The sequence below is a fragment of the Anabaena sp. FACHB-83 genome (assembly GCF_014697485.1).
Lineage (GTDB): Bacteria > Cyanobacteriota > Cyanobacteriia > Cyanobacteriales > Nostocaceae > Nostoc_B.
On the sequence record NZ_JACJRY010000014.1, the window covers coordinates 25,798 to 48,858 of the forward strand.

At 41.0% G+C, this 23,061-nt stretch carries 16 protein-coding genes; 6 read left to right on the forward strand and 10 right to left on the reverse strand.

Annotation, left to right across the window (positions count from 1 at the left end):
* Positions 1-174: 174 nt before the first annotated feature.
* From H6G79_RS17800 to H6G79_RS17810, 3 genes are all read right to left on the reverse strand, one after another.
* Complete coding sequence (locus H6G79_RS17800; RefSeq protein WP_190671295.1) at positions 175-339, reverse strand: hypothetical protein; 165 nt, start codon at positions 337-339, stop codon at positions 175-177.
* Between the two features lie 217 nt (positions 340-556).
* Positions 557-1,654, reverse strand: coding sequence for a hypothetical protein (locus H6G79_RS17805; RefSeq protein ID WP_190590843.1), 1,098 nt, complete (start codon positions 1,652-1,654; stop codon positions 557-559).
* 60 nt (positions 1,655-1,714) lie between these two features.
* The gene (locus H6G79_RS17810) at positions 1,715-5,269 is read right to left on the reverse strand and encodes a response regulator (protein ID WP_190590842.1); all 3,555 of its coding nucleotides are present in this window, start codon (positions 5,267-5,269) and stop codon (positions 1,715-1,717) included.
* 1,070 nt (positions 5,270-6,339) lie between these two features.
* Here H6G79_RS17810 and H6G79_RS17815 point away from each other — a divergent pair.
* Both H6G79_RS17815 and H6G79_RS17820 read left to right on the forward strand, forming a co-directional pair.
* Entirely contained in the window at positions 6,340-6,957 is a 618-nt protein-coding gene (locus tag H6G79_RS17815) for a GNAT family N-acetyltransferase (RefSeq protein WP_190590840.1), read from the forward strand.
* An 845-nt stretch (positions 6,958-7,802) separates the two neighbouring features.
* Positions 7,803-8,357, forward strand: a complete 555-nt coding sequence (locus H6G79_RS17820; RefSeq protein WP_190590838.1) for a hypothetical protein — start codon at positions 7,803-7,805, stop codon at positions 8,355-8,357.
* Here the strand turns inward: H6G79_RS17820 and H6G79_RS17825 are convergent.
* The 3 genes from H6G79_RS17825 to H6G79_RS17835 form a co-directional block, all read right to left on the reverse strand.
* A complete protein-coding gene (locus H6G79_RS17825) occupies positions 8,347-9,507 on the reverse strand; it encodes a histidinol-phosphate transaminase (protein ID WP_190590836.1) in 1,161 nt (386 codons plus the stop codon). The two genes, H6G79_RS17820 and H6G79_RS17825, sit on opposite strands and share 11 nt — an antisense overlap.
* A gap of 73 nt (positions 9,508-9,580) precedes the next feature.
* Complete coding sequence (locus tag H6G79_RS17830) at positions 9,581-10,213, reverse strand: YqiA/YcfP family alpha/beta fold hydrolase (protein WP_190590834.1); 633 nt, start codon at positions 10,211-10,213, stop codon at positions 9,581-9,583.
* Between the two features lie 124 nt (positions 10,214-10,337).
* Positions 10,338-12,305, reverse strand: coding sequence for a FecR family protein (locus tag H6G79_RS17835; RefSeq protein WP_242048436.1), 1,968 nt, complete (start codon positions 12,303-12,305; stop codon positions 10,338-10,340).
* 148 nt (positions 12,306-12,453) lie between these two features.
* On the opposite strand from H6G79_RS17835, the gene H6G79_RS17840 reads away from it, so the two are divergent.
* Positions 12,454-13,836: a hypothetical protein gene (locus H6G79_RS17840; protein ID WP_190590832.1), complete on the forward strand. Its 1,383-nt coding sequence runs from the start codon at positions 12,454-12,456 to the stop codon at positions 13,834-13,836.
* 61 nt (positions 13,837-13,897) lie between these two features.
* Here H6G79_RS17840 and H6G79_RS17845 read toward each other — a convergent pair whose 3' ends face one another.
* Positions 13,898-14,719 (reverse strand): sulfurtransferase, encoded by an 822-nt coding sequence (locus tag H6G79_RS17845; RefSeq protein ID WP_190590830.1) that lies wholly within the window; start codon positions 14,717-14,719, stop codon positions 13,898-13,900.
* Between the two features lie 251 nt (positions 14,720-14,970).
* Between H6G79_RS17845 and H6G79_RS17850 the strand changes: the two genes are divergently transcribed.
* The 3 genes from H6G79_RS17850 to glmU all read left to right on the forward strand — a co-directional run bounded on the left by H6G79_RS17850 (position 14,971) and on the right by glmU (position 19,402).
* Positions 14,971-15,873, forward strand: a complete 903-nt coding sequence (locus tag H6G79_RS17850; RefSeq protein WP_190590828.1) for a tRNA (5-methylaminomethyl-2-thiouridine)(34)-methyltransferase MnmD — start codon at positions 14,971-14,973, stop codon at positions 15,871-15,873.
* Positions 15,874-16,668: 795 nt separating this feature from the next.
* A complete protein-coding gene (locus H6G79_RS17855) occupies positions 16,669-17,898 on the forward strand; it encodes an HD domain-containing phosphohydrolase (protein WP_190590826.1) in 1,230 nt (409 codons plus the stop codon).
* 145 nt (positions 17,899-18,043) lie between these two features.
* A complete protein-coding gene (glmU, locus tag H6G79_RS17860) occupies positions 18,044-19,402 on the forward strand; it encodes a bifunctional UDP-N-acetylglucosamine diphosphorylase/glucosamine-1-phosphate N-acetyltransferase GlmU (RefSeq protein ID WP_190590825.1) in 1,359 nt (452 codons plus the stop codon).
* A 149-nt stretch (positions 19,403-19,551) separates the two neighbouring features.
* Here the strand turns inward: glmU and H6G79_RS17865 are convergent, their stop codons facing one another.
* From H6G79_RS17865 to H6G79_RS17875, 3 genes are all read right to left on the reverse strand, one after another.
* Positions 19,552-20,508 (reverse strand): isoaspartyl peptidase/L-asparaginase, encoded by a 957-nt coding sequence (locus tag H6G79_RS17865; RefSeq protein ID WP_190590823.1) that lies wholly within the window; start codon positions 20,506-20,508, stop codon positions 19,552-19,554.
* A gap of 84 nt (positions 20,509-20,592) precedes the next feature.
* Entirely contained in the window at positions 20,593-20,751 is a 159-nt protein-coding gene (locus H6G79_RS17870; protein ID WP_083468775.1) for a DUF2256 domain-containing protein, read from the reverse strand.
* 168 nt (positions 20,752-20,919) lie between these two features.
* Positions 20,920-23,061, reverse strand: a complete 2,142-nt coding sequence (locus tag H6G79_RS17875; protein WP_190590821.1) for a PAS domain S-box protein — start codon at positions 23,059-23,061, stop codon at positions 20,920-20,922.

Genomic DNA, 23,061 nt, shown 5'->3' on the forward strand with positions numbered 1-23,061 from the left:
TCTTACTCATTGTCTGAATAGGTAGAGCAGAAATTGGGAAATCAACTCTCATCACCTTAACTGAACCGTATTGTAATATATCTAACTATCGCTATACTTCAAAAAAATAAGAGCGTACATCTGTACGCCCTTAAAATTAAAATCACTTCAAGAATCAGAGACTAAACTGGCGGCTTACTCAGCGTCAATTGCTGCTGCACCCTCATCTTCCTCACTCTTAGGTGATCTTTGCTGGAATCTTCTTTGCATTCTTCCCGTTGTAGTCCGTTTACGAAACTTTCTGGCGTATGCCTGGTTCCGTAGCGCCTTTTCTTTTTTCGGGTTACGGCGCTTTGCCATGTTCACCTCATTTAATAAACAACAAAAAAAGATAAACTAGGCATCTCTTAGGCATTATCAGCTACTAAGGCTGATGCTATTGATATGATTTTCCCCTAGTTTAGCAGTTTAACTACTTTATTTGAACAGCATACAATTTTATCGCATTAATTTTAATCATGTCAATATAATTTTCCACGGAATCATAATCACACTATCTTGCAGAAAATTCAAATATTTAATTAGAATTAACCGATTGAATTGTAATTTTGACAAACAGATTACTCAATTCTGGTTTGCTGCCATCTTGATTGTAGGCAGGGATAAACTTATCGTTGCTGAAAAGTTCGTTAATTGCTTGTTGGTAGAGATTTTTTTCGGCTTGGAGTGTGGCGGGTTGTATCTCTAAGACTCTAGCTTCTTGAAAGTTACCATTTTGATCAATTACCAAGCTGGCTAAAAGTTCTGCTGGTGCAAGTCCCTGTTCGCCATTCAGAGAATTTACGGGTAATGTTTTGATACTGCTTCCCTGGTATTGAGCCAGAACATCAGGTAAATCTTGGCTGAGTTGACGCATTTCCTGATCAGCTAAAGGCACTATTTTAACCGTTGAGCCAACTTGTGGAGAGGTTTGAGAATTTGTGCTGGCAGGAGAAGGAGAAGTCTGGGGATTTCTCGGAGTTGGGGTGTCAGAAGTTGTACCTGTAGGATTTGGCGTAGGCGGATTTTTCTTGGTTCCTGTAGGGGAATTTGTTGCTTGATCAGTAGGAAGACTGTTGGGTAATGGCGTTCCTGTTCCCAGAACGATTTTTTGGCGACGATTCCAAGGAAGATTACCCACAGGAACAGTCGGTGTCGGTTTAGGCTGTGGCGGAGATTTAGTTAAATCAGGTGTAAAACTGGGTTTTGGTGTGGGTTTTGGCTGGGAAACTGATTTTTTGACTGATGGTTTAGGTTTAGTGTTTTTTGGCGAAACCGCAGGTTCTTTTTGCTTCAAAATGCTGGGATTTGCATCTTGATTTCTGGGTGTAGTTTTTGCTGTTTCAGTTCTGGCTACAGATTTTGGTGATGAATTATTAGGTTTGGGTGAGACTGTCGTCTTAGGTAATGTTGATTTAGCTGTGGGAGAAATTTCCACAACCTCGATAGGAACAATAGCTTGGCTTGGCGCTGGAAACCACACTCCCAAAGCATTAGACGATCGCATCAGCCAGAAAACCAACAAATGTAGGGAAACTGAACTCACAGCGACAAATATCCATAAACTGGGAGGATCGCTATGTCGTCGCCAAATTTTGGGCGGAACAGGAGTTTTGTCTGCAATAGGCGTTTTCATATCACCAAAGCCAAATATAATCCAAAGTCTTTAGCAAAGCTTAAGGACTCCGTTTGGATCTTAGCGATTAACTACTAAATCTGGCGAAACTGCAAAAGTCAGGACAGTTTCATCAACTCCTTTGAGTTTTAATGGGCTACCTTTGGTAATTTCTTCATCCTGTAAGTAATCTGCCACAGCCGCCGAAACCAAAATCGTACCGGGAACCGCAGCAGCTTGCAACCGGGCGGCAATATTGACACTTGGCCCAATGGCAGTATAGTCAGCGCGTTCAGCACTACCAAACATCCCTACAACGGCTGTACCTTGGTGAATTCCGCAGCGAAACTGTACGCTAGAACGTCCATCGCTTTCAAATACACCTTGGTCTCGCCAACGCTGGTTTAATTGTCCTAGTGAACGGTGCATTCCTCTGGCAGTGTTGATCGCACGACGTACCTGTTCATTCGGGGTGAGTTCTTCTGGCGCTCCATACAACGCCAAAATTGCATCTCCCATGAATTTATCAACAGTGCCGCCATTGTCAAACACAACTTTGGTCATACATTCTAAATATTCATTCAGTAATTCTGCCACCCGTCGAGACCTGAGAGTGTTAGCTAACTGAGTAAACCCTACAATGTCACTAAACAAAACTGTAATCAACCTTGGTTCAGGGCGTAAATCTAAAGTTAAATCCCCGGCGGCGGCTTTCTGCACCAATACACTGGGTAGAAATCGCTTGAGAACTGATTCTGTCAGATAAGTATTCAGTTCCAAAACCCGTCGTTCATTTTCCTTCAAAGCCAAGAGATTTCTGACTTCTGCCAGCAATTCTCTATCGTTAAATGGTTTGGCTAAATAAGCATCTGCCCCATGTTCTGTGCTTTCAATGCGAGTTTCTTCGTCTACTTTGGCGGTGAGCAAAATGATCGGAATTCCTTTTAATTTCTCATCAGAGCGAATCATCCGAATCATTTCTAGCCCTGTCACCAAAGGCATCATCAAGTCTGTGACAATTAAGCTGGGGACAATTTCTTGAACTACACCAAACCCTTCATAACCATTACGTGCTGTGTGGACTTGATAGCCGTTGCGGCGAATAATATCAGATACGTAAGTTCGTAAATCTGGGTTATCGTCAACAACTAAAATCGAGTGACGGCTATTCTGCTGTGTGCTGGAGTCTGCCGCCGTTGGATAGTGATTGACTGCTGAATCCTGATTTAGTGGCACAGAAGATACATCTTTTGTGATGTTTTCCGACCTTTCAGTCGTTGCTTCTATCAGTTCCAAATCAGCTAATTCTACAGTGGCCCGGCTGGTATTTAATTCAGCTGGTGTTTCTAATACTTGATTGATGGGTAAGTGTTCATGGCCAGTCAGCAACCACAATGTAAAGGTCGTTCCTTCACCGTAAACTGAATCTACAGTGATTTTACCGCCATGCAGTTCTACCAATTCTTTGACTAAGGCCAAACCCAGTCCACTACCTTCATAGGAACGGTTTTCTGAGCCTTCAGCTTGGCGGAATCGCTCAAATAACATCGGAATCTGCTCTTGAATAATGCCAATTCCGGTATCTTTGACTTGGAGAATGCAGTATTCGTTGTGGTGTTGGAGTGTAACGCTGATTGTGCCATCTTCAGGTGTAAACTTCATGGCATTTGACAGCAGGTTGTAAACCACTTTGTCAAATTTTTCCATATCTAAGTAAACCTTGGGACAGGCATCAAAATCAGTGGCGAGATGCAGTTGTTTTTTCTCGCAGTAGGGACGAAATGACTCGACAATTTGGCTAACAAATTCGACTAAATCACAAGGACGAAAACTCGGTTGCATTCGGCCTGCGTCTAAGCGTTGTAAATCGAGTAATTGGTTGACGAGTCGCAGCAAACGGCGAGAGTTTCGTAGGGCGATCGCACTTTGGGCATGAGATAATCCTTCACCAGATGCCACTGCCGATTCTAATGGCCCTTGAATTAAGGTAATTGGGGTGCGGAATTCGTGGGAGATGTTTTGGAAAAACTCGGTTTTTTGTTTATCTAATTCCAATAAACGCTCGGCTTGTTCACGGGTTTTCTGATACAGGCGTGATTGTTGTACGGCGATCGCGGCTTGGGCTGCTACCGCTTTAGCCAGTTCAATATCAGAGGATACCCATTGCCGGATTTTTCGCCCTTCTCGTAAGGTAATACTACCAATACATTTGCCATCCGCTAACAAAGGCACAACCATCAGCGATCGGGCTGGCTTTTTCACAGGTAAGTCCAAACCCTTTAGTTCTAAGGGACTGACACTTATATCAGAAATTACTACTGGCTCCTGTGTCCGCAAAATTTCTTGCAACAAAGGATTATCTTTAATAGGAGCTTTCGTTGAGTAAGGGAAATTTTGAGATATTAAGTCAAGATTAATATTTAAATTAGTATTTTGCCCTGGTTTAAGTATATGGTCAGGATGTTGAAAAACATCATATAATCCCACACACTGAACAGCTTCATCTTCCTCTGTCCATAAAGACAGCGCACAGCCATCAACTTGTAAGGCTTGCCCTAATTGATGGGTAATTGCAGCAAAAATATCTTGTGGATCTAAGCTAGAGCGAATTGCGGTTGTAACTGTATTAATCAGTGCTTCTCGTTTCGCTAAAGCACGTACTTGTTCATAAGCATAGGCTTGAGATAAAGCCAGAGCCGCCTGATCTGCCACCATTGTCACTAGCTGAATTTCTTCACTCCCCCAAAGGCGGGACTCGTGACACTGATGCAGTGCTAATACTGCTAACAATTCTTGTTGACAGATCAACGGTACAACTAAGCTAGAACAAATATTCGCCGTAGCAAAAGCTTGTCCTCTTTGTTTTAGTTCAGGCGCGTTTCCTTGAATTCGCTCATCTGTCGCTACATCGTGAATTACCTGAACTTCACGGGTTTCCCAAACTGTTTGCGCCAATAAAGCAGCAGAAGCCGAGAAGGATATGGCTGTTGTCTCTTGAGAAATTTCTGCGCCTGTTTCTGTTTGCGTCTGGGACAGTTTTTGGTAGATAAATCCTTCTTCTGCTAACTGTTCATCTTGAAAAGAACGTAACAGGCAAACATCTACTTCTAACATGTGACCGACGGTATCGACAATTGCTTGCAAAATTTGCCGATAGTCTAACGCACTGCGAATTGTATTAGTAACTGTATTCAGCAGCGATTCTTGACGCAATGTGCGGGTGAGTTCGCGGGTACGAGCTTTTAAAACATTGTGGGTGTCTAAGGCTTGGCGTACTACTGCTTTGAGTTCTTCCGCTTCCCAGGGTTTGGTGACATATTTGAATACCTTACCAGCGTTGATGGCTTCTACTAAGTCTTCGACATCAGTGTAGCCAGTCAAAATAATCCGAATAATATCTGGATATTGAGTTGCTGTCAGGCTCAAAAATTCCGTACCACTCATAATTGGCATTCGTTGATCGGAGATAATCACTGCGACTTCTCCTTCTTCTGCCAGCAGGTCTAGTGCCGCCGGGCCAGAGGTTGCCCGCAACACTTTATAATCACGATAAAAAGTACGGTAAAGCAAATCTAGGTTGTCTGGTTCGTCATCAACAACCAAAATTTTCGGCTTACTGTTTACTTGAGATTTCATGCACCGCTTTCCTGCTGCAACAGCAGTTGAATAAAGAATAATCTGCTCAGGAGGTAATTTTTCTGAATCAGGTAAGAGCAGAGCATTTTGCCCAATCGGGTTTTTTGGCTACACAAATGCTGGGTGTAAGAGTATCTACTCACAGTAATTAGCCTCAATCGGTGGTAATTTTTGCCACTGTCTCTGATACAGCACAGTTTTTGGGATGGTTGGTTTTTGTACTACAGAGTAGATGCTTGCTTTTCAAGTCTGGTTTCACCTCCTGTGAAAACTTGTGCGGATGACATACAACATTCAGGTCTGCTGGAAAAGCTAACTGAAGCTGCATATTAAGTTTGCCCTTTGTCGTCGTTGTAATAACATTTGCAAGTAAATTTTATTTATTTTGTTCATAGGAGAGTGAGCTAGGTCACAACGATGAGTGTTAAAGGCAAAGTATACTATTAGACTTATTACTTGTTCTAATTTAGCAATCATAACCACCAGTGAGAAAAGTGACATGGGGCTGTCACAGATTAATGCTGCTTTAACTATTACAGCATGTACTTAGTTTATCTAGGCGATCGCTAAAAAATAACTGCTTTATTATCCCAAAAATATTTCAGATATTTTTTCAGTATAAATACGGTAGTCATCTATATTTTTAGCTAGATTACTATATAGCTTTTTAGTTTTATAAGATAAAAACAATTCTTCATCCTAAGTTTTACAGATGTTGTCTACAAAGTATCTACAACCTGTGGTGGGAGTGAGGAATCAGAATACTATTTCTGAAAGCAACTTAGTATCATCCTCAGAAGTGGTCGAAAAGCTGTCTAAAATTCAGTGGTGGGTCTTTTTCCTCTAATGATTGATTCTGACTCCTGAATTTTTCAATGGTTGTGACAATTGATGTTCTTGTTGCCCAAAATGATGCTAAGTATGTTATTTACTTACAGAAGAACCTCTGCTACCGAGATAATTTCCTGATATGCAAGTAAATAAAACAATTGTATTGAAGGTAGCAAACGGTGTTTTAGAATATTTGAGAAAATTTTTGTAAAATACAATTAACTAATAATAAACTAGCCTTGACATCCTGGTTTTTTGACTCATCTCACGAACAACCATTGACATCAGCCGCAGAACAAGCTGGTCAACAATTCCAAATTCGTGCAGCTACAGCTACTGATTTAACAGCTATTTCTCAGATTATTGCAGAAAGCTTTCACTCCCAAACTGGTTTCTGGGGATGGGCTTTTCCGTTGTTACGCCTGGGTATCTATGAAGACTTCAGAAATCGTTTATCCTCAGCTGCACCCCATCATACTTGTTTAGTTGCTGTTCACACCACTGTTAGTGGTGCTAATAACCTAGTGGGAACTGTAGAGTTGGGAGTGCGTTTCCCTGACTCATGGAAGAAAAATGGCAAAAGTTTTCTTTATTTGTCTAATTTGGCTGTTGACCAGAAATATCGGCGGCATGGTGTCGCCTCAAAGCTACTGCTAAGTTGCGAAAAACTTTGCGAGGAATGGGGTTTTCAAGATTTATATCTCCATGTTTTAGAAGATAACCATCAGGCACGGCAGTTATATTTCAAGTTAGGTTACAAGATATGTAAAGTAGAGTCCAATTGGAATTTTTTCTTTTTCCAGCAATCTCGTCAAATCTTATTGCATAAACGCTTACTACCAAATTCAGAGTGCTGACTCCTGGATTTTGAACCAGAAATTGCCGTGAATATATTTTAGGTGATGGTAGAAAGATGTAGCGATCGCAGTTGGAACTTATATTTAGATTCTTCTATCAGAATTAACACTTAAGATTTTTAACCTATGTTTTAAGTCTAAGTTAGTTTTTGATGGACAAAACTGTATAATCACTCATTAAAATAAATGAATCTGAATCGTAGACTGTAGGTAAAGTTATTTTTCTATGAGTTTCCCTAAAATATATCTTTTAGATATTAAGATTTTTATTTAATTTTTGAAAAAACATTACACAAAAAAATCCTGTTTAATGCACACAACTCTCTGTCTGTAAGGATAATGGCAAAAAATAAAACAAATTATTATAGTAATTAATAATTTGTTTTATCTCCAGTAGTTGTAGAAACGGTAAATAGAAAATCAAGCCTAGATTTACTTGCTATTCTGAGAGAAAATGCTTTATATTTTCAACGGCTCTCAAATAACGACTTAATGCCTTATTTCATCAACGTCTAATCTAAATTTTTTAATATATAATATCCAATATGTGGAAGCCATCGGTAAAATTACGCTAAATAAAATATTCCTCATAATAACTTTGTATTCATTTTATTCATCTTTATAAAAACTTTAATTTTTTGAGAGTTTAGTTGGCAGACAAATTCAGCTATATCTCATAAAATATGGTTACATAACTACAGAGTGAAATCTGATTCATCTTTGTTATTAATTTTGAACAAAAAGTTCTCGATAGTTAAGATAACCAAAAAAACTAATTTGATTTAAAACCAAGTTACTGCTTGACGTGCATCGAACTACCAAATTATTCCAAAGTTATAGAAAACATGGATAGCGAACAACCAACGCGCTATCAAACCGCTATGGTATCAACTTATTACCCTGAAACCAGTTTTCTGAACCATCTTGTTATGTCAGATGGAACTGAGCAATCTTGCGGCTCGGATACTTTAAACCTTCTACATAGCGGGAAAGTTTTGATTGTCAATAGTCGCAAGCGGAATGGGTTAATACTTTTTAAACGCTACCATGCAGAATTTGCTGGCCCAGGCGCAGCAGTTGGTGGAGAATATGATAGTGATTGCCAGATGGTTCTGCCTATCGGCAATTTATCTTTGTTAGATACCGAATCTTATGAGGAACGCCAGAAAGCTTACTTAATTCGGCGACAATGGATTCGCTTAATCAAGCAAATTACCGAAAATCCTGCGCCGCAACAGCGAGTCCAAAAGATTTTAGATCAGTTTGACCAATATTTTCCAGCAGAAATAGTGGCTGATTTACCAGATGCAGCCTTTGCGCTTTTAGTGGGTGTATTTCCTCAAACTGTGAGGATGGTACGTCGTTTTGGTAGTGACGTTGATGGCAGATTCAATTACTAGCTCCAGCGTTACAATTTACTATGGCAGCTTGTAGTCTTTCCCAGGTACGGGAATTTTCGGCGGGAGTCCCAATTGTGATTCGTAATCCCTCACTCAGTAGTCTAACAAGAGTTCCAGAGTTGCTGAGTTGTTGGTGTAAATTTTGTAGGGTAAGATTTTGGGTGGTGGAACCATTAGGTTTGAGACGTACATAAAGAAAGTTAGCTGCACTATCTGATACTTGCAAGTCAGGATGTTGTGCCAAAACTGCTGTCAACTTGTGACGCTCATTGAGAGTTTGTGTAACTGAACTCAGTAAGAGTTGACGATTTTGTAAAGCTACTAACGCGGCGGCTAGTGAAAAGCTTGGTAGATTATAAGGCAAGCGGACTTTCTCTAAAATGGCGATCGCTTCTGGATGAGCAATACAATAACCCACACGCAAGGCAGCTAAACGGAAAGCTTTAGAAAAAGTTCGTAGTATTATCCAATTCGGACGCTGCGTTAATTCACCCACTAAAGTATTTTGGCTAAACTCAAAGTAAGCTTCATCGATTACTACTAAAATTTCCTCTGGTAAACTTTTTAGCCATGCTAATTCTGCCGCAGTGAGTGGATTAGCGGTGGGAGAATTGGGATGTACAACAAAAACTACCCGAATAGGTGGATTTTGGGTTTGGATAATGGCTGTTTGTGCGGCTTTGAGGTCAATTTCAAAGTTTGTTTCATCTCTGCCGACTGACACCACTTTGATACCCAAGGTTTGGGCTAAAATGCCGTACATCGAAAAAGTGGGATTGGCAACTAAGATGGAACCTTCTCCGCCCAGACAGGTGGCGATTAATAAAGAGCGAATGAGTTCATCGGAACCATTACCCACAGAAATATTAGCCCCAGTCAACGGTGATGAGACAAGATTAGCTGATTCATTGACATATTCTGCGATCGCATCTTTGAGTGACTCATGGCCGCCATCAGGATAGCGATTAGTTTCGATAACTTGTTGATATGTCCAGGCTAATTTTTCTTTGAGTTCAGGGGGCAAATCATCAGGACTTTCATTGGTATCCAGTCGATCAAACTGGGTGGCGACTGGTTCTGCTGTATTGCTGCTAGGGTGAGGTTTGTAAGCTGTAAATTGGGCTAAATCTGACCGAATAAAAGGAAGCATAATTTTAGTCGATAGTCATTTGTGTTCTTATGACTAAGAGAGTGCTTGTTGGTAGGTTTCATATTTTACCGTTTTACGGTAACTGACAAAAGAGGCGAATTGCTTGCCAAATTTCGGCTGTGACATTACCTAAAGCATGATCACTCTCAAGTTCTATTAACTTTACCCAAGGGCGTGAGTTTGCAAAGTTACGACTGGCTGTAATTGGAATCACCTCATCTTGTTTACCGTGCAGAATCAGCGTTGGCACTAGACGCTGTAAGATATCCTCTTGGTATTGCTGGGCATCTGTCACGAAATCGTAACTTAGAGGCAGCGATCGCGCTTCCCCATAGTGGTAAATCATGAGATATTTTTCTTGTTGCCAACGCTTCATTGCTTCATCTCCTAGCTTCGGCAACCAATGAGATAAAAAGCCAAAAGCAGGTGCTAACAAAATTAAGCGTTGCACTTGCTTGTGTTGTTGTGCCAAATGAGCAGACACCAAACCACCCAAACTAGAACCGATTAATGTAACTGCTTCAGAATTATCCAAGAGTGCTGCTACTTGATTGATTTGGCGGGTAATTGTCAACTGAGAAAAATTGCCAGCATTAAGATCAGGAATATTTAGCTGTATTGGAATTGTTTGAAAGCGATCGCTCATCGCCTGGGCTTTAGCAGATTTAGGGCTAGAAGCAAACCCATGAAGGTAAATGTATTGCAAGACTGTAGTTATTGAAATTAAAAGGAACAGGGAAAAGTGCAGACTTACGAAGAGGGTTAAAACCTTTCCAAAGCGATCGTCTTAACCCTGCGCGAACTTGTATTATTTATAACCATTCAAAGGTTTAAGGTGGGGGGAAATCTCCTTCTAGTGGTCTCCCTCCAGAATGACCACCACCAGTATCATCACCGCCGGGATTACCACCTGGGTTTCCATCGGGGTTGCCGGGATTACCGCCTGGGTTGCCACCTGGGTTGCCGGGATTACCGCCTGGGTTGCCACCGGGATTACCCCCTGGATTACCGCCTGGGTTTCCGCCTGGGTTGCCACCTGGATTACCCCCTGGATTACCGCCTGGGTTTCCGCCTGGGTTGCCACCTGGATTACCGCCTGGATTGCCACCTGGGTTGCCACCTGGGTTGCCACCTGGGTTGCCACCTGGGTTTCCGCTTGGATTACCACCTGGGTTGCCACCTGGGTTGCCACCTGGATTACCGCCTGGGTTACCACCTGGGTTGCCACCTGGGTTGCCACCTGGATTACCGCCTGGGTTGCCACCTGGGTTGCCACCTGGGTTGCCACCTGGGTTGCCACCTGGGTTGCCACCTGGGTTGCCACCTGGGTTTCCGCTTGGATTACCACTGTGATCATCACCAGGGTTGCCACTGTGATTACCACCTGGATTACCACTGTGATCATCACCAGGGTTACCACTGTGATTACCACCTGGATTACCACTGTGATTACCACCTGGATTACCACTGTGATCATCACCAGGGTTGCCACTGTGATCATCACCAGGGTTGCCACTGTGATCATCACCAGGGTTGCCACTGTGATTACCACTGTGATCATCCCCAGTGTTACCGCCAGTGTTACCGCCAGTGTTACCACCAGTGTTACCGCCAGTGTTACCACCAGTGTTGCCACCAGTATTGCCACCAGTGTTGCCGCCAGTGTTACCGCCAGTATTGCCGCCAGTGTTGCCACCAGTATTGCCGCCAGTGTTGCCACCAGTATTGCCACCAGTGTTGCCACCAGTATTGCCACCAGTGTTGCCACCAGTATTGCCGCCGGGATTACCAGGATTATCAATATTACTTGGCAGACTTATTTCATTGTTGCTGGTATTGCGCGTAGTGTCTGATATTACTTCTCCAGTATTGACAAAAGAATCTACTGAAGAATTATCTGACTCCTGATTTTGGTCAGATGAGTTAGAAGAGTTATTACCAGATAACTCCATAAAAGATGGATTTTCAATGACTCCTTGACCGACTAGAGGCATTTGTGTTGCTAATGCTGCGATAATTTCAGATTGAACACTAGCGATCGCTGGGTCAGGGTTAGCTGTACTATTTTGCTTGGTTAAATCTAATCCTTCTACTAAATCACTGGTTTCATAAAAAGTTTTCAGATCAAAATCATATAAGCCCCGGAATTCACCTTTCACGATGACCATCAGTTGTCCTGCTGCTAACACCTGATTTTGAGAGGCTGCTTGATTAAATACTTCAATGCCGCTATTTGTCAGCGCCCCAACAATTGTGGTGTCTGTTTGTTTGTCATAGCGGACAAATAATGCTGAACCACGAATAGCAGCGGCCGCGCTTGGTGTTTGTATGCGTGTCTGTCCTTTTCCTGGTGGAATCAGTAACAGTACTGTCCCGTTGGACAGCCGAAAATTTCTAGTTTTGGGTAGGAATTGAAATACTGCTCTTTCTCCAACCCTTGCTAGGGAACCATCGTTAAAACGTAAATCAGCCAAAGATGCTCTACCTGTTGACAAACCATCACCAGGAGTTATTGGATCTAATTTACGTGCTGGGCGCTTTTTATGATTCTGCGGCAGTAATTGTACTAAATTTCGCAGATTTTGAATCTCGGCGCGAGTCAGAGGAGTAGACGCGATCGCCGATAAAGGCATCATGTTCACGCCCCACACACTCATTATCAATAAGGCAACAAATTTCAAAGACATCGCTTGAATGCTAGATAAATTACCTAAGACCACACCAACTGAGATAGATTTTGAGATATTAGATTTACTTATTGGTTTGTGCGTTTTATCACTAAATTTTTTTGTATTCATTGAAAATTTTAGCGAAATTTTGTTATAAATCAAGGTAATAAAAATTATCAAAAAATATTAAAATCAAATAATTAATTTTTAGAAGGTAATAATCGTTGTCTTTTGATAATCAGACTGAATGGTGAATTCTGTTGTCTATAAAATATAAATGTTAATGCAATCCCAGGGCTGGACAAAACTGTTATTTGCAACTTTATTAGCTGTGATTAGTGGCAATAAGTGTTGTATGGGGGTAGATGTAGTATTGGCTGGTAACTCAAAAAACTCTGGTGAGCAACACAAAGCAAACATAAAATATGCTACAGATAGCCAGCCAGGTTATCAGTTTTACCAGAGTAGCCAGTTTCAGGCAAGTAATTTTGATTTAGAGCGATCGCCACTACTAAATTTTAATTCAGCAGCAAATATCCTTATATCTCAATCTAACCCTGAAGCAAAACCTGATACTGAATCCTTACCTCAAACGCCAAATCCACCTAGCAATCCTCCACCTTCCAATGAACCACCACAGCTAGAAGCACAGCCTAGAGAGTTTCCCCAATCTTCACCCACGATTATTGAAGAACTCTTAGATAAACCCGCAGTCAATAGAACTGAGCAGTTAGAGAGACTCAGAAGAATTTTGCAACTAAGACAAAAACCCAAACCCCAAACAGATAATCTGCGAGAATTAGAACTAAGAGTTAGACAAAGACCTTTACCCCAACAACAGCCAACATCTAATGCTAATAGTCTTCGGGAACTGGAGTTAAGGGTAAGACCAAGACCTGTACCACAAACAAAACCACCTGTAGCCAAGTTTAAACCAATAGGTTCCCTACAAGCTAATGTTGGTTACTTTCAGACAAATAACATCTTTGCTTCTGAGTTTTTCCCTAGAGAAGATGGCTTAATCTTTTATGGTCTGAGTCTGGCTTCAGCTTATTTTCCTTTAGGTGCTAAAACTTATATTAATGGTTCAATCAATGGAAATTTAATTCGCTACATTGATCAATCAAGGTTTAACTATAATCAAATCAATTTTAATGTTGGGATTTATCAACAACTCTCTCCTCGGATGTATGCCGAGTTAGATTTTAATAACCAACAGTTTTTTTATGCTAAGAGCGTTGGCAGGTTTCAAGCAGGCGATCGCTTTTTAGATGAAAATTCAGTCAGGGTATCTTTAGGCAGAAGAGATCCTCTGAATCCTAGATTAAACCTAGATAGTTTTTATGAATTTAGTGCCAATTTTTCTGAACCCAATAACCGTAGTCGGCTAATTAATAATTTTTGGTTATCTCTGAGTTATGCTTTACAAGAGCCGCTACAAGTTGGAATTAACTATCAATTAACCCTTGCTGATTTTACACAGCGACAACGCAACGACAATTATCACCGCTTGTTTGGCCATGTAATTTACCGAGTATCAAACTCTAGTAATTTAAATGTGCAGAGTGGTTTTAGCTTTGGGGATTCTACAGATAGAAATATTAATTTTGACAACTGGTTTTTGAGTGTTTATTACAATTTGAGAATTGGTGAATTTTAATATGGGAATCCAAAACTATTCCCTATCCCCTACCTCCACCAAATAACTTTTTCAGAAAATTCTACATATAACTAATCCAATCACTCCAGCTACCTGCATACAATTTCCCTGTGTGAATGCCTGCTAATTCTAAAGAAAGCAAATTCACGCAAGCTGTGACACCAGAACCACAGTAGACTAAAATTTCTTGGGCTGTAGAAATATTTTCCCATCTTTGACGCTGCTGTAGTTGGGAAAGTAGATAACCAGATGAGTCTGTAACTTCTTGCCAAGGATAGTTAACTGCGCCAGGAATATGTCCAGCTATTTTATCAATGGGTTCTCGTTCACCACGATAGCGATCGCCTTCTCTAGAATCAACTAAAATAACTTCTGGTAAGTCTTTACGGCTTTTCACAACTTCTACATCTACTACCAATTCGGTTTGAATTTGTGGAATGAAATTACCTGTCCGGGGTTCTGGAATCACATCTGTAATGGGGTATCCAGCTTTTTGCCATGCAGTATAACCCCCATCCATAACGACTACTTGTTCATGTCCGAGATAACGCAGTAACCACCACAAACGAGAAGCAAAAGCCAAGCGAGAGTCATCATAAGCGACTACCAAAGTTTCTTGGGAATTAATTCCCATTGCTGATAACTTCTTCGCTAAATTATTAGTATCAGGTAAAGGATGTCTACCGCCATGTTTACCTACAGGACTAGAAAGATCCTGATTTAAATCTAAATAATATGCTCCTGGAATATGACTGGTTTGATATTGTTTGCATCCCAATTCTGGATCAGCTAAAGAAAAACGACAATCAACAATGATAATTTGTGGATCATTGAGATGATTAAGCAGCCAATCTGGAGAAACAAAAATTTGAGTATTAAGCATAAATATAAGAACTCGATTTTATTGTTGAAATTATTTGTAAAGGTTGGGAGTGGGGAGTTGGGAATGGGGAATAGGCAAGGGCATTTTTTTGTGTCCTATATTTTTCTCCAAATCAAATACGAATCCTTTGCAAGAATTTATAATAGTGCGAAAATAAGTGTTACAACTTATTAATAATAATGGATAGTGATGTAATTATAAATAATCAACATTTTTGAACTATTGACTATCAAATAAAGTGGAAAAGTCGAATGGTAGAATTTGAGAATTTCATACCACAAGCAACAGCAGATGGTTCGTTTACTTTTTTCTCCTCAGAGTTTAACGAATCATTTCACAGTCATTTTGGTGCAAAACAAGAAAGTTATTTTAAGTTTGTTGAACCAACTCAACTGGCTCAAGCAGCGCAAAAACCAGTTGTGCGGTTATTAGATGTTTGTTATGGTCTAGGATACAACACTGCGGCAGCTTTACAGACAATCTGGAGAGTAAATCCTAGTTGTTATGTGGAATTAATTGGTTTAGAACTGAATCCGGCTGTACCGCAAGCTGCGATCGCCAATCATTTATTTGAGCAGTGGGACTATGAATATACACCAATTTTGACCCAACTAGCTTTTGAGGGGCAAGTTAACACAGAACACCTGCAAGCAAAGTTACTCATTGGTGATGCGAGAATTTCAATTCAAGCAGTTAATCAAGCAGGGTTTTATGCAGATGCTATTTTTTTAGACCCCTTTTCACCGCCTCAGTGTCCTCAACTATGGACTGTAGAATTTATGCAGCAAATTTCAGTGTGTTTACATAAAAATGGCTGGCTGGCAACTTATTCTTGTGCGGCATCTGTACGGACAGCCATGAAATTAGCGGGTTTAAACATAGGTTCTACGCCACCAGTCGGCAGGCGATCGCCTGGTACAGTGGCGGTATATCCTCATAATCAGTATTTGAGCAACTTACTGCCGCCTCTTTCCCTAGAAGAACAAGAACATTTGTTAACTCGTGCTGCAATTCCTTACCGCGATCCAAAATTGAGTGATTCTGCCGATGTCATTATTATGCGGCGACAACAAGAACAACAAGCTTGTTCATTAGAACCTACTTCCCGTTGGCGCAAACGTTGGTTCATGAAAAACCAAACAGCCGACTCCTAGAACTTAAGCACTGACAGCGATAATACAATATGCTTGGGAACTTTCTGGTCTTGAGATTTGATGATTTACCATAAGTCAGTGATTGCACTTGCTCCAGCACAATTATCCCAGTTTCTAGAACGACATATTTTCGTTATGCACAAAATAGTTATTTTGTACAGTGCATAAGTCCTAATATATTCCTAATTCAAATCATACCCATTAGGCGAGACAACAACTAAAAATATATATATGGACGTTTTACTGCCAGCTAGTGTTTCATCAACCCTGAAATTCCTGAAACACTGCGTTGCTAATTCTTAGATGTTGAAATCTACAGTCTTTCATACGCGATGCTTTTAAAATTGTTCTATTTTTCCATGTATGGGTTACGTCAGTTAACCTCAGAGCCAACTATTTATTGAATATGATGATTATCAAAAAATTCTCGCAAGAAGTCCATCTTTTTTTGAAATTTTCCTAAAAAATCAAAATAAAAATAGAATTTTTCAGACAAATTATAACAGCAAAACATCATGACTGTAGCTCTACTGAAATCTGAAAAAATCTCCGTAAAAAACCTGATTTAATATCTGCATGAATTTATGATACTAGAATGAGTACTTAGGATGTTTATGGCAAATTTCCCTTAGTAAAATTATATTTTTATAAAGAAAATATTCTTGACATGATAAAAACAAGCAGATTCAAAATCGGTACGCAAGCTTGTCAAAACCCAAATAGGAGTAAGGTAGCAAAGCTAAATTTTATTTTTGTAGACGGAAACTGTTAATTTAAGAAAAATGGGGTGCTTTCGTGATTTACTGGAGTGCTAATTCCACCAACTCTAATCAACAAAGTCATAGTGGAACAAATACCAAAAAAAAATTACATACGGAAAATGCAAATCCTGAGCTAGAATGGCGAGATTTAGGGGAATATCCACTAAACTTATCCCAGCAAGAAGTAATGATTGAACAGGGACAAACCGAGTCTTCCTGGAGCAAATCTGAGATTAATTCTGGCTACAATTCATTATTATCTAGAAATCCACAAGCCAAAGGCTCCAAAGTGAATTGCTTCTTTGATACTGAAGCACCAAAAATTTTAGTAGTTGACGACCATGCTGCAAGTCGAATGACAGCTGCGGCTTTGTTGGCAATGGAAGGTTATGAAGTAATTGAAGCAGACAGTGGTGCTGCTGCTGTAATGTTAGTAACACATAAACAACCTGATTTAGTTTTACTAGATGTGATGATGCCCGGTATGGATGGGTTTGAGGTATGTCAATTACTCAAACAAGACGAACATACAAGGCTGATTCCAGTCATATTTATTACAGCATTAAATGATCGGCGATCGCGCATTCGTGGTATTGAAGTGGGCGCTGATGATTTCCTCACCAAACCTTTTGACAGGGTGGAATTAGCAGCCCGTGTGAAGTCTTTAGTTAGACAAAAGCGGTTAAACGAAGATTTAGACCATGCTGAACAAGTCTTATTTTCCATTGCGAGAGCCATTGAAAGCCGAGACCCCAATACCGGAGATCACTGTGAACGCCTCGTCAAGCTAGGACAAGCTTTTGGTGAATACTTAAATCTTTCTCGTTCTCAACTGCGGGATTTGATGTGGGGTGGTTATCTTCACGATATAGGTAAAGTTGGCATTCCCGATGCAGTGCTACTCAAGAATGAGCAACTCACCTTAGAAGATTGGGAAATGATGCAGCAGCATGTTTTAATTGGGGAAAGAATTTGTCAACCCCTGCGTAGTATGCAGGGTGTAATTCCGATTATTCGCCATCATCATGAGCGTTGGAATGGTTCGGGTTATCCTGATGGACTCAAAGGTCATGAAATTCCTTTCCTCGCCCAAGTGTTTCAATTGATTGATATTTATGATGCTTTAACTAGCGAAAGACCTTACAAAAGAGCCTTTACGCCAGAGGAAGCTTTATCAGTAATGCGAGAAGAAACAGAAGCAGGTTGGCGCAACCCCGAACTCATGGAACGGTTTACTGATTTTATTCACACTTACAAGCGGTGATGATGTTTTAGCTCTCAATTATCAGTGGGAGTAGAAAGTAGAACTAAAAGCTACCTTCATCGAAGGCTAGTGCAACTTGCTTTATACCTCCTGCTATACTACCCTTTGGGAACGTCAAGGGCGAACACGCTTCATACTTTTGATTATGGTAGTTGTAGCAATTCTAGCGGCGGGACGCGGCACAAGGATGAAATCAAGCTTACCCAAAGTTTTACATTCTTTGGGTGGGCGATCGCTAGTAGAAAAAGTTTTGGAAAGTGTAGAACCACTTTCACCTACAAGGCGCATCGTGATTGTAGGCTATCAAGCCTCAGAAGTAAAAGCTGCTATCCAGTCAAGCTTGAGCTTAGAGTTTGTGGAACAGACTATACAACTGGGAACAGGTCACGCCATCCAGCAATTACTCCCCCATCTTGAGGGCTACACTGGAGATTTATTAGTCCTGAATGGTGATGTTCCACTGTTACGCACCGAAACCATAAAACAGCTATTGCTCACTCACCAACAAAATCAAAACGCTGCTACTATTTTGACTGCACATTTATCCAACCCTAAAGGTTATGGGCGAGTTTTTTGCAATGGTGAAAACATCGTTCAACAAATGGTTGAAGATAAAGATTGTACCCCTGCTCAAAGAGAAAATCGCCGAGTTAACGCCGGGATTTACTGCTTTCGTTGGCCGGACTTAGCTCAAGTTTTACCCCATTTAGAAGCCAACAACGCCCAAAAAGAATATTACCTCACCGATGCTGTTACCCAAGTTGGGAAAGTGATGGCGGTGGATGTCACAGATGAGCAAGAAATTTTGGGGATTAACGATCGCCTACAATTAGCTACAGCCTACGAAATTTTACAAAGGCGGATCAAAGAAAAGTGGATGACCGCAGGTGTGACGCTCATCGACCCCAACAGCATCACCATTGACGACACTGTAGAATTACAAGCCGATGTGATTATTGAGCCGCAAACTCACCTGCGGGGAAATACCATAATTAAAACTGGTAGCCGCATTGGGCCGGGAAGTTTGATTGAAAATAGCCAAATCGGTGAAAACGTCAGCATTCAATATTCTGTAGTCACAGATAGTATTGTCCAAGCCGGAACTCGAATTGGCCCTTACTCTCATTTACGTGGTAATACTGAGGTGGCTGAAAATTGTCGTATCGGTAACTTTGTTGAGTTGAAAAATACACAACTAGGTGAAAAAACTAATGTAGCCCATCTATCTTATTTGGGCGATTCTACTGCGGGTACTCAAGTCAACATTGGCGCAGGTACAATTACCGCTAATTATGATGGTGTCAAAAAACACAGAACCAAAATCGGCGATCGCACTAAAACAGGTTCTAATAGCGTCTTAGTTGCACCAGTGACTTTGGGTGATGATGTCTATGTCGCCGCAGGTTCCACAGTTACTGAAGATGTCCCCAACGATAGTTTAGTGATTGCTCGTAGCCGTCAGGTAGTCAAACAAGGTTGGCGGAAGAAAAGTGCTGAGTGCTGAGTGCTGAGTGCTGAGTAGGAAAAGTTGTGAGCTATAAAGGCTGTATCAACTTATCTAACTACAACTCTAAAACTGACTCAGCACTTTCAACTCAGCGAGAAGTTGCGTGCGGGGGTTTCCCCCGTTGAGCAAACTTCGGTGACTCAGCACTAGGAAATACAGCCGACTTGCGTACCATCAGCCATTTCTAAAGTGTCGCCAATTTTTTCACCGTTGTGATAGGCGGCAAGTAAAACTTGGCTAGTTTTACCCCAGGCGATCGCACCACTAGCATCTAAAGCGATCGCTCCTAAGTCTCTTTGATGTTCGTGGGCTTCAGCAAAAGAGCGTTGCATGGAATCTTTGAGGGTCATCCCATCAGTTACCCGCACCACAATTCTGGGTGCTAAACATTCATCGATAATATCTTCGCCAATGCCAGTACAGCTAACAGCCGCATGACCAGTTGCATAATTCCCCGCCGGCATAGCTGAATCACTGACTCGACCAATGCGTTCAAAGCCTTTACCCCCGGTGGATGTGCCGACTGCTAGTCCACCATGAGCATCTAAAGCAACTACGCCAATTGTGCCACGTCCGGCATTGCTGGTTTCTAATAACTCTGGCTCTGCTACCACCCCAGCCATTGTTCTTTTAAAATTATCTTGCCGTTCTTGAATCCATTCTTGTAAGCGTAAGTCAGTTAAAGCATTGTAACTGGGGACTTGTAACTCGCGGGCTAATTCCGCCGAACCGTAATCTGAAAGTACGCGGTCAGGGGAATTTTGTAAAAAATAGGCTAACTCAATGGGGTTTTTCACCCGTGAAACATTAATCACACCGCTAAACCGCCCGGAGATTCCATCCATTAAGGCAGCACTCATCCGAATTTGACCATCAGATTGCAATACCGAACCAGTACCCGCATTAAATCGGGGGTCATCTTCTAATAATTGGCAACCCCGCAGTACTGCGGCAGCAGCGTTTGTGCCTGATAATAACAAAGCATAAACATCTTCAATGACTGCATGGAGCGATCGACGTACAGCCTCTAATCCTCCTTTGCCGTGGAGAGAACTACCAGCCCCTCCATGAATAATTAATTTTGGTTGCACCTTTACCTGCATGTATAATTTTTTGCGCTATTTGCGTCTGAGTTCAAGTTGATTTTACACTTCACACTTCATATTTCATACTTCATAATTCACCCTTTACTCTGTTTTTGCTTCAGAACGGCGACGGCGGCAACGTTCTGAGCAATATTTCACTTCATCCCAGCAATCTTGCCACTTTTTTCGCCAAGTGAAGGGACGTTGACATACAGGGCAGATTTTTGTAGGTAGGTCAGATTTAGAACGATAGCGCCCCATATAAATACTGTAAAAATATTAAGTTGATTTCTGAGAGAGACGAAAAATAATTATAACCAGTTTGTGAAAAAGGCGGGAGGCGGGAGGTGATGTTGCTGTGTGGATAAAAGAGACGTGGGGGACAAGGTGGACAAGGGAGACAAGGGAGAGAGATGTTTATACAATCAATTAAGCCATGATTGGTTGGCAAATGGGAATGGTGATGACAAACTCTGTTCCTTGTCCTGGTTGGGAGTAACACTCCAATTTGCCTGCGTGTTTTTCCGTAATGATTTGATAACTAATTGACATGCCCATCCCAGTTCCTTTACCAACGGGCTTGGTGGTGAAGAAGGGATTGAAAATTTGTTTTTGAATTTGTTCAGACATACCCATTCCATTGTCAGCGATCGCAATTGTTACCCAGTTAGCATCAATCACCGCAGTCCGAATTGTAATTGTTGGTAGTTCATCTTTCCTCGTTCCCATTTCTAAAGCATCAATGGCATTTGTGAGAATATTCATCAACACCTGATTAAGTTGTCCGGCGTAGCATTCTACTAAAGGTAAAGAACCATAATCTCTAATCACTTGAATTTCAGGAAACTGTGGCTTTTCCTTGAGACGATGTTGCAAAATCATTAAAGTACTATCTATACCTTCGTGAATATCGACTTCTTTAAATTCGGCTTCATCCATACGTGAAAAGTTACGTAGAGATAAGACAATCTGACGGATGCGTTGAGTGCCGATTTTCATAGATTGCAAAATTTTGGGTAAGTCTTGCTGAATGTAATCTAAGTCAATTTCCTCCGACAAAGTTTCAAATTCTGGCAGATTCATCGCTTGGTATAAATTAATTACCTGCAATAAATCTTCAGTATGTTCCTCTAAATGGGTGAGATTACCGTGAATAAAATTTACAGGATTGTTGATTTCATGAGCAACTCCCGCAACTAATTGTCCCAAGCTAGACATTTTTTCCGCTTGAACCATTTGTGCTTGGGTGCGTTGCAGTTCTTTTAGAGTTTGGGCTAAATCTTCGGCTTGTTGTCGCAGTTGGGCTTCGATTTGCAGGCGATCGCGAATATCACGGGCGATGGTTGATAAAAATTCTATTTCTCCCTGTTCATTTTTATGGGCAATCATTACCTGAGAAATGGGAACTTCTTCGCCACTCCGACTAAGTAACTTAGACTCTCCCGACCAGATACCCTTCTGAAGTAGAGTTGGTAGGCTTTCTTTCTGAAATTTGTCTAACATCGAGGGTTCTACAAACTCGCTGATATGGAACTTATCAGTTTCGGAAGCGGGAATACCTAACATTTTCTGCCCTGCTTGGTTGAGATAGCGATTATTTCCGTTGACATCAGCTATACCAATAATGTCTGTGGTTGCTTCCAGAATTGCGGTTAATCTGCGTTGTTCTTTTTCGGCTTGTTTACGCTGGCTAATATCACGCACTACCGAAAGTGCATGAGGTTTGCCATTGTAGTTCAAGAGTTTACCTGTAACTTCGATATCAAAACAAGTACCATCTTTGCGGATATCTACCGCCTGAGTGTGAAATTCGCCTCCCATTTTAATGACATTGATAAACTCCCCAAACTTCTCAAAACAACTGGGATGAACAAAGTCGATAGGGTCTAAGTAGAAAAATTCTTCTTGAGTGTAACCGTGTATCTGACAGAAAGCCGGATTAGCAGCGACAATTTTACCAGTATCTAAATCAAGAACACTAAGGCCATCACTAACAGCCTCAAAAATACTGCGATACTGGGCTTCTTGTTCACGTAATGCAGCTTCAGTTTTTTTGCGATCGCTAATATCTCTAGCAATCCAAACTACACTGTTTTCATCCATCACGGAAACGCTACCCTCAAACCAAACTTCTTGATCACCAATGGGCAAGCTGTATTCGATTTTGGTATTTTTCTTTGTTTTAAGTACCTGTTGAATACATGCTACGAAACTGTCAGCTAGTTGAGCCGGTAAAATTTCATAGGCAGTTTTACCGATAACTTCTGTTGGTGGTTTATACAGTAATGGCGCACAACTAGGAGCAATTGTTAAGTATCTGCACTCGCTATCAACAACAATAATTACATCTTCGATAGCGTTAAACAATGCGAGTAATTCGGCTTGATCAGCTTTGAGTTTTATTTCGGCTTGCTGGTAATTTTCTAAAAGTTTTTTTGTATCTTGCAGTTCCTTTTCTAATTGAGTAATTCTGGTGTGTGATTCACTAGTCAATTTTGCTAACTGTTGTTGTAAATCAGCATTTTGTTGACGCAGTAAAGTAATTTCTTTTTGCATGGGTATATTATTCAT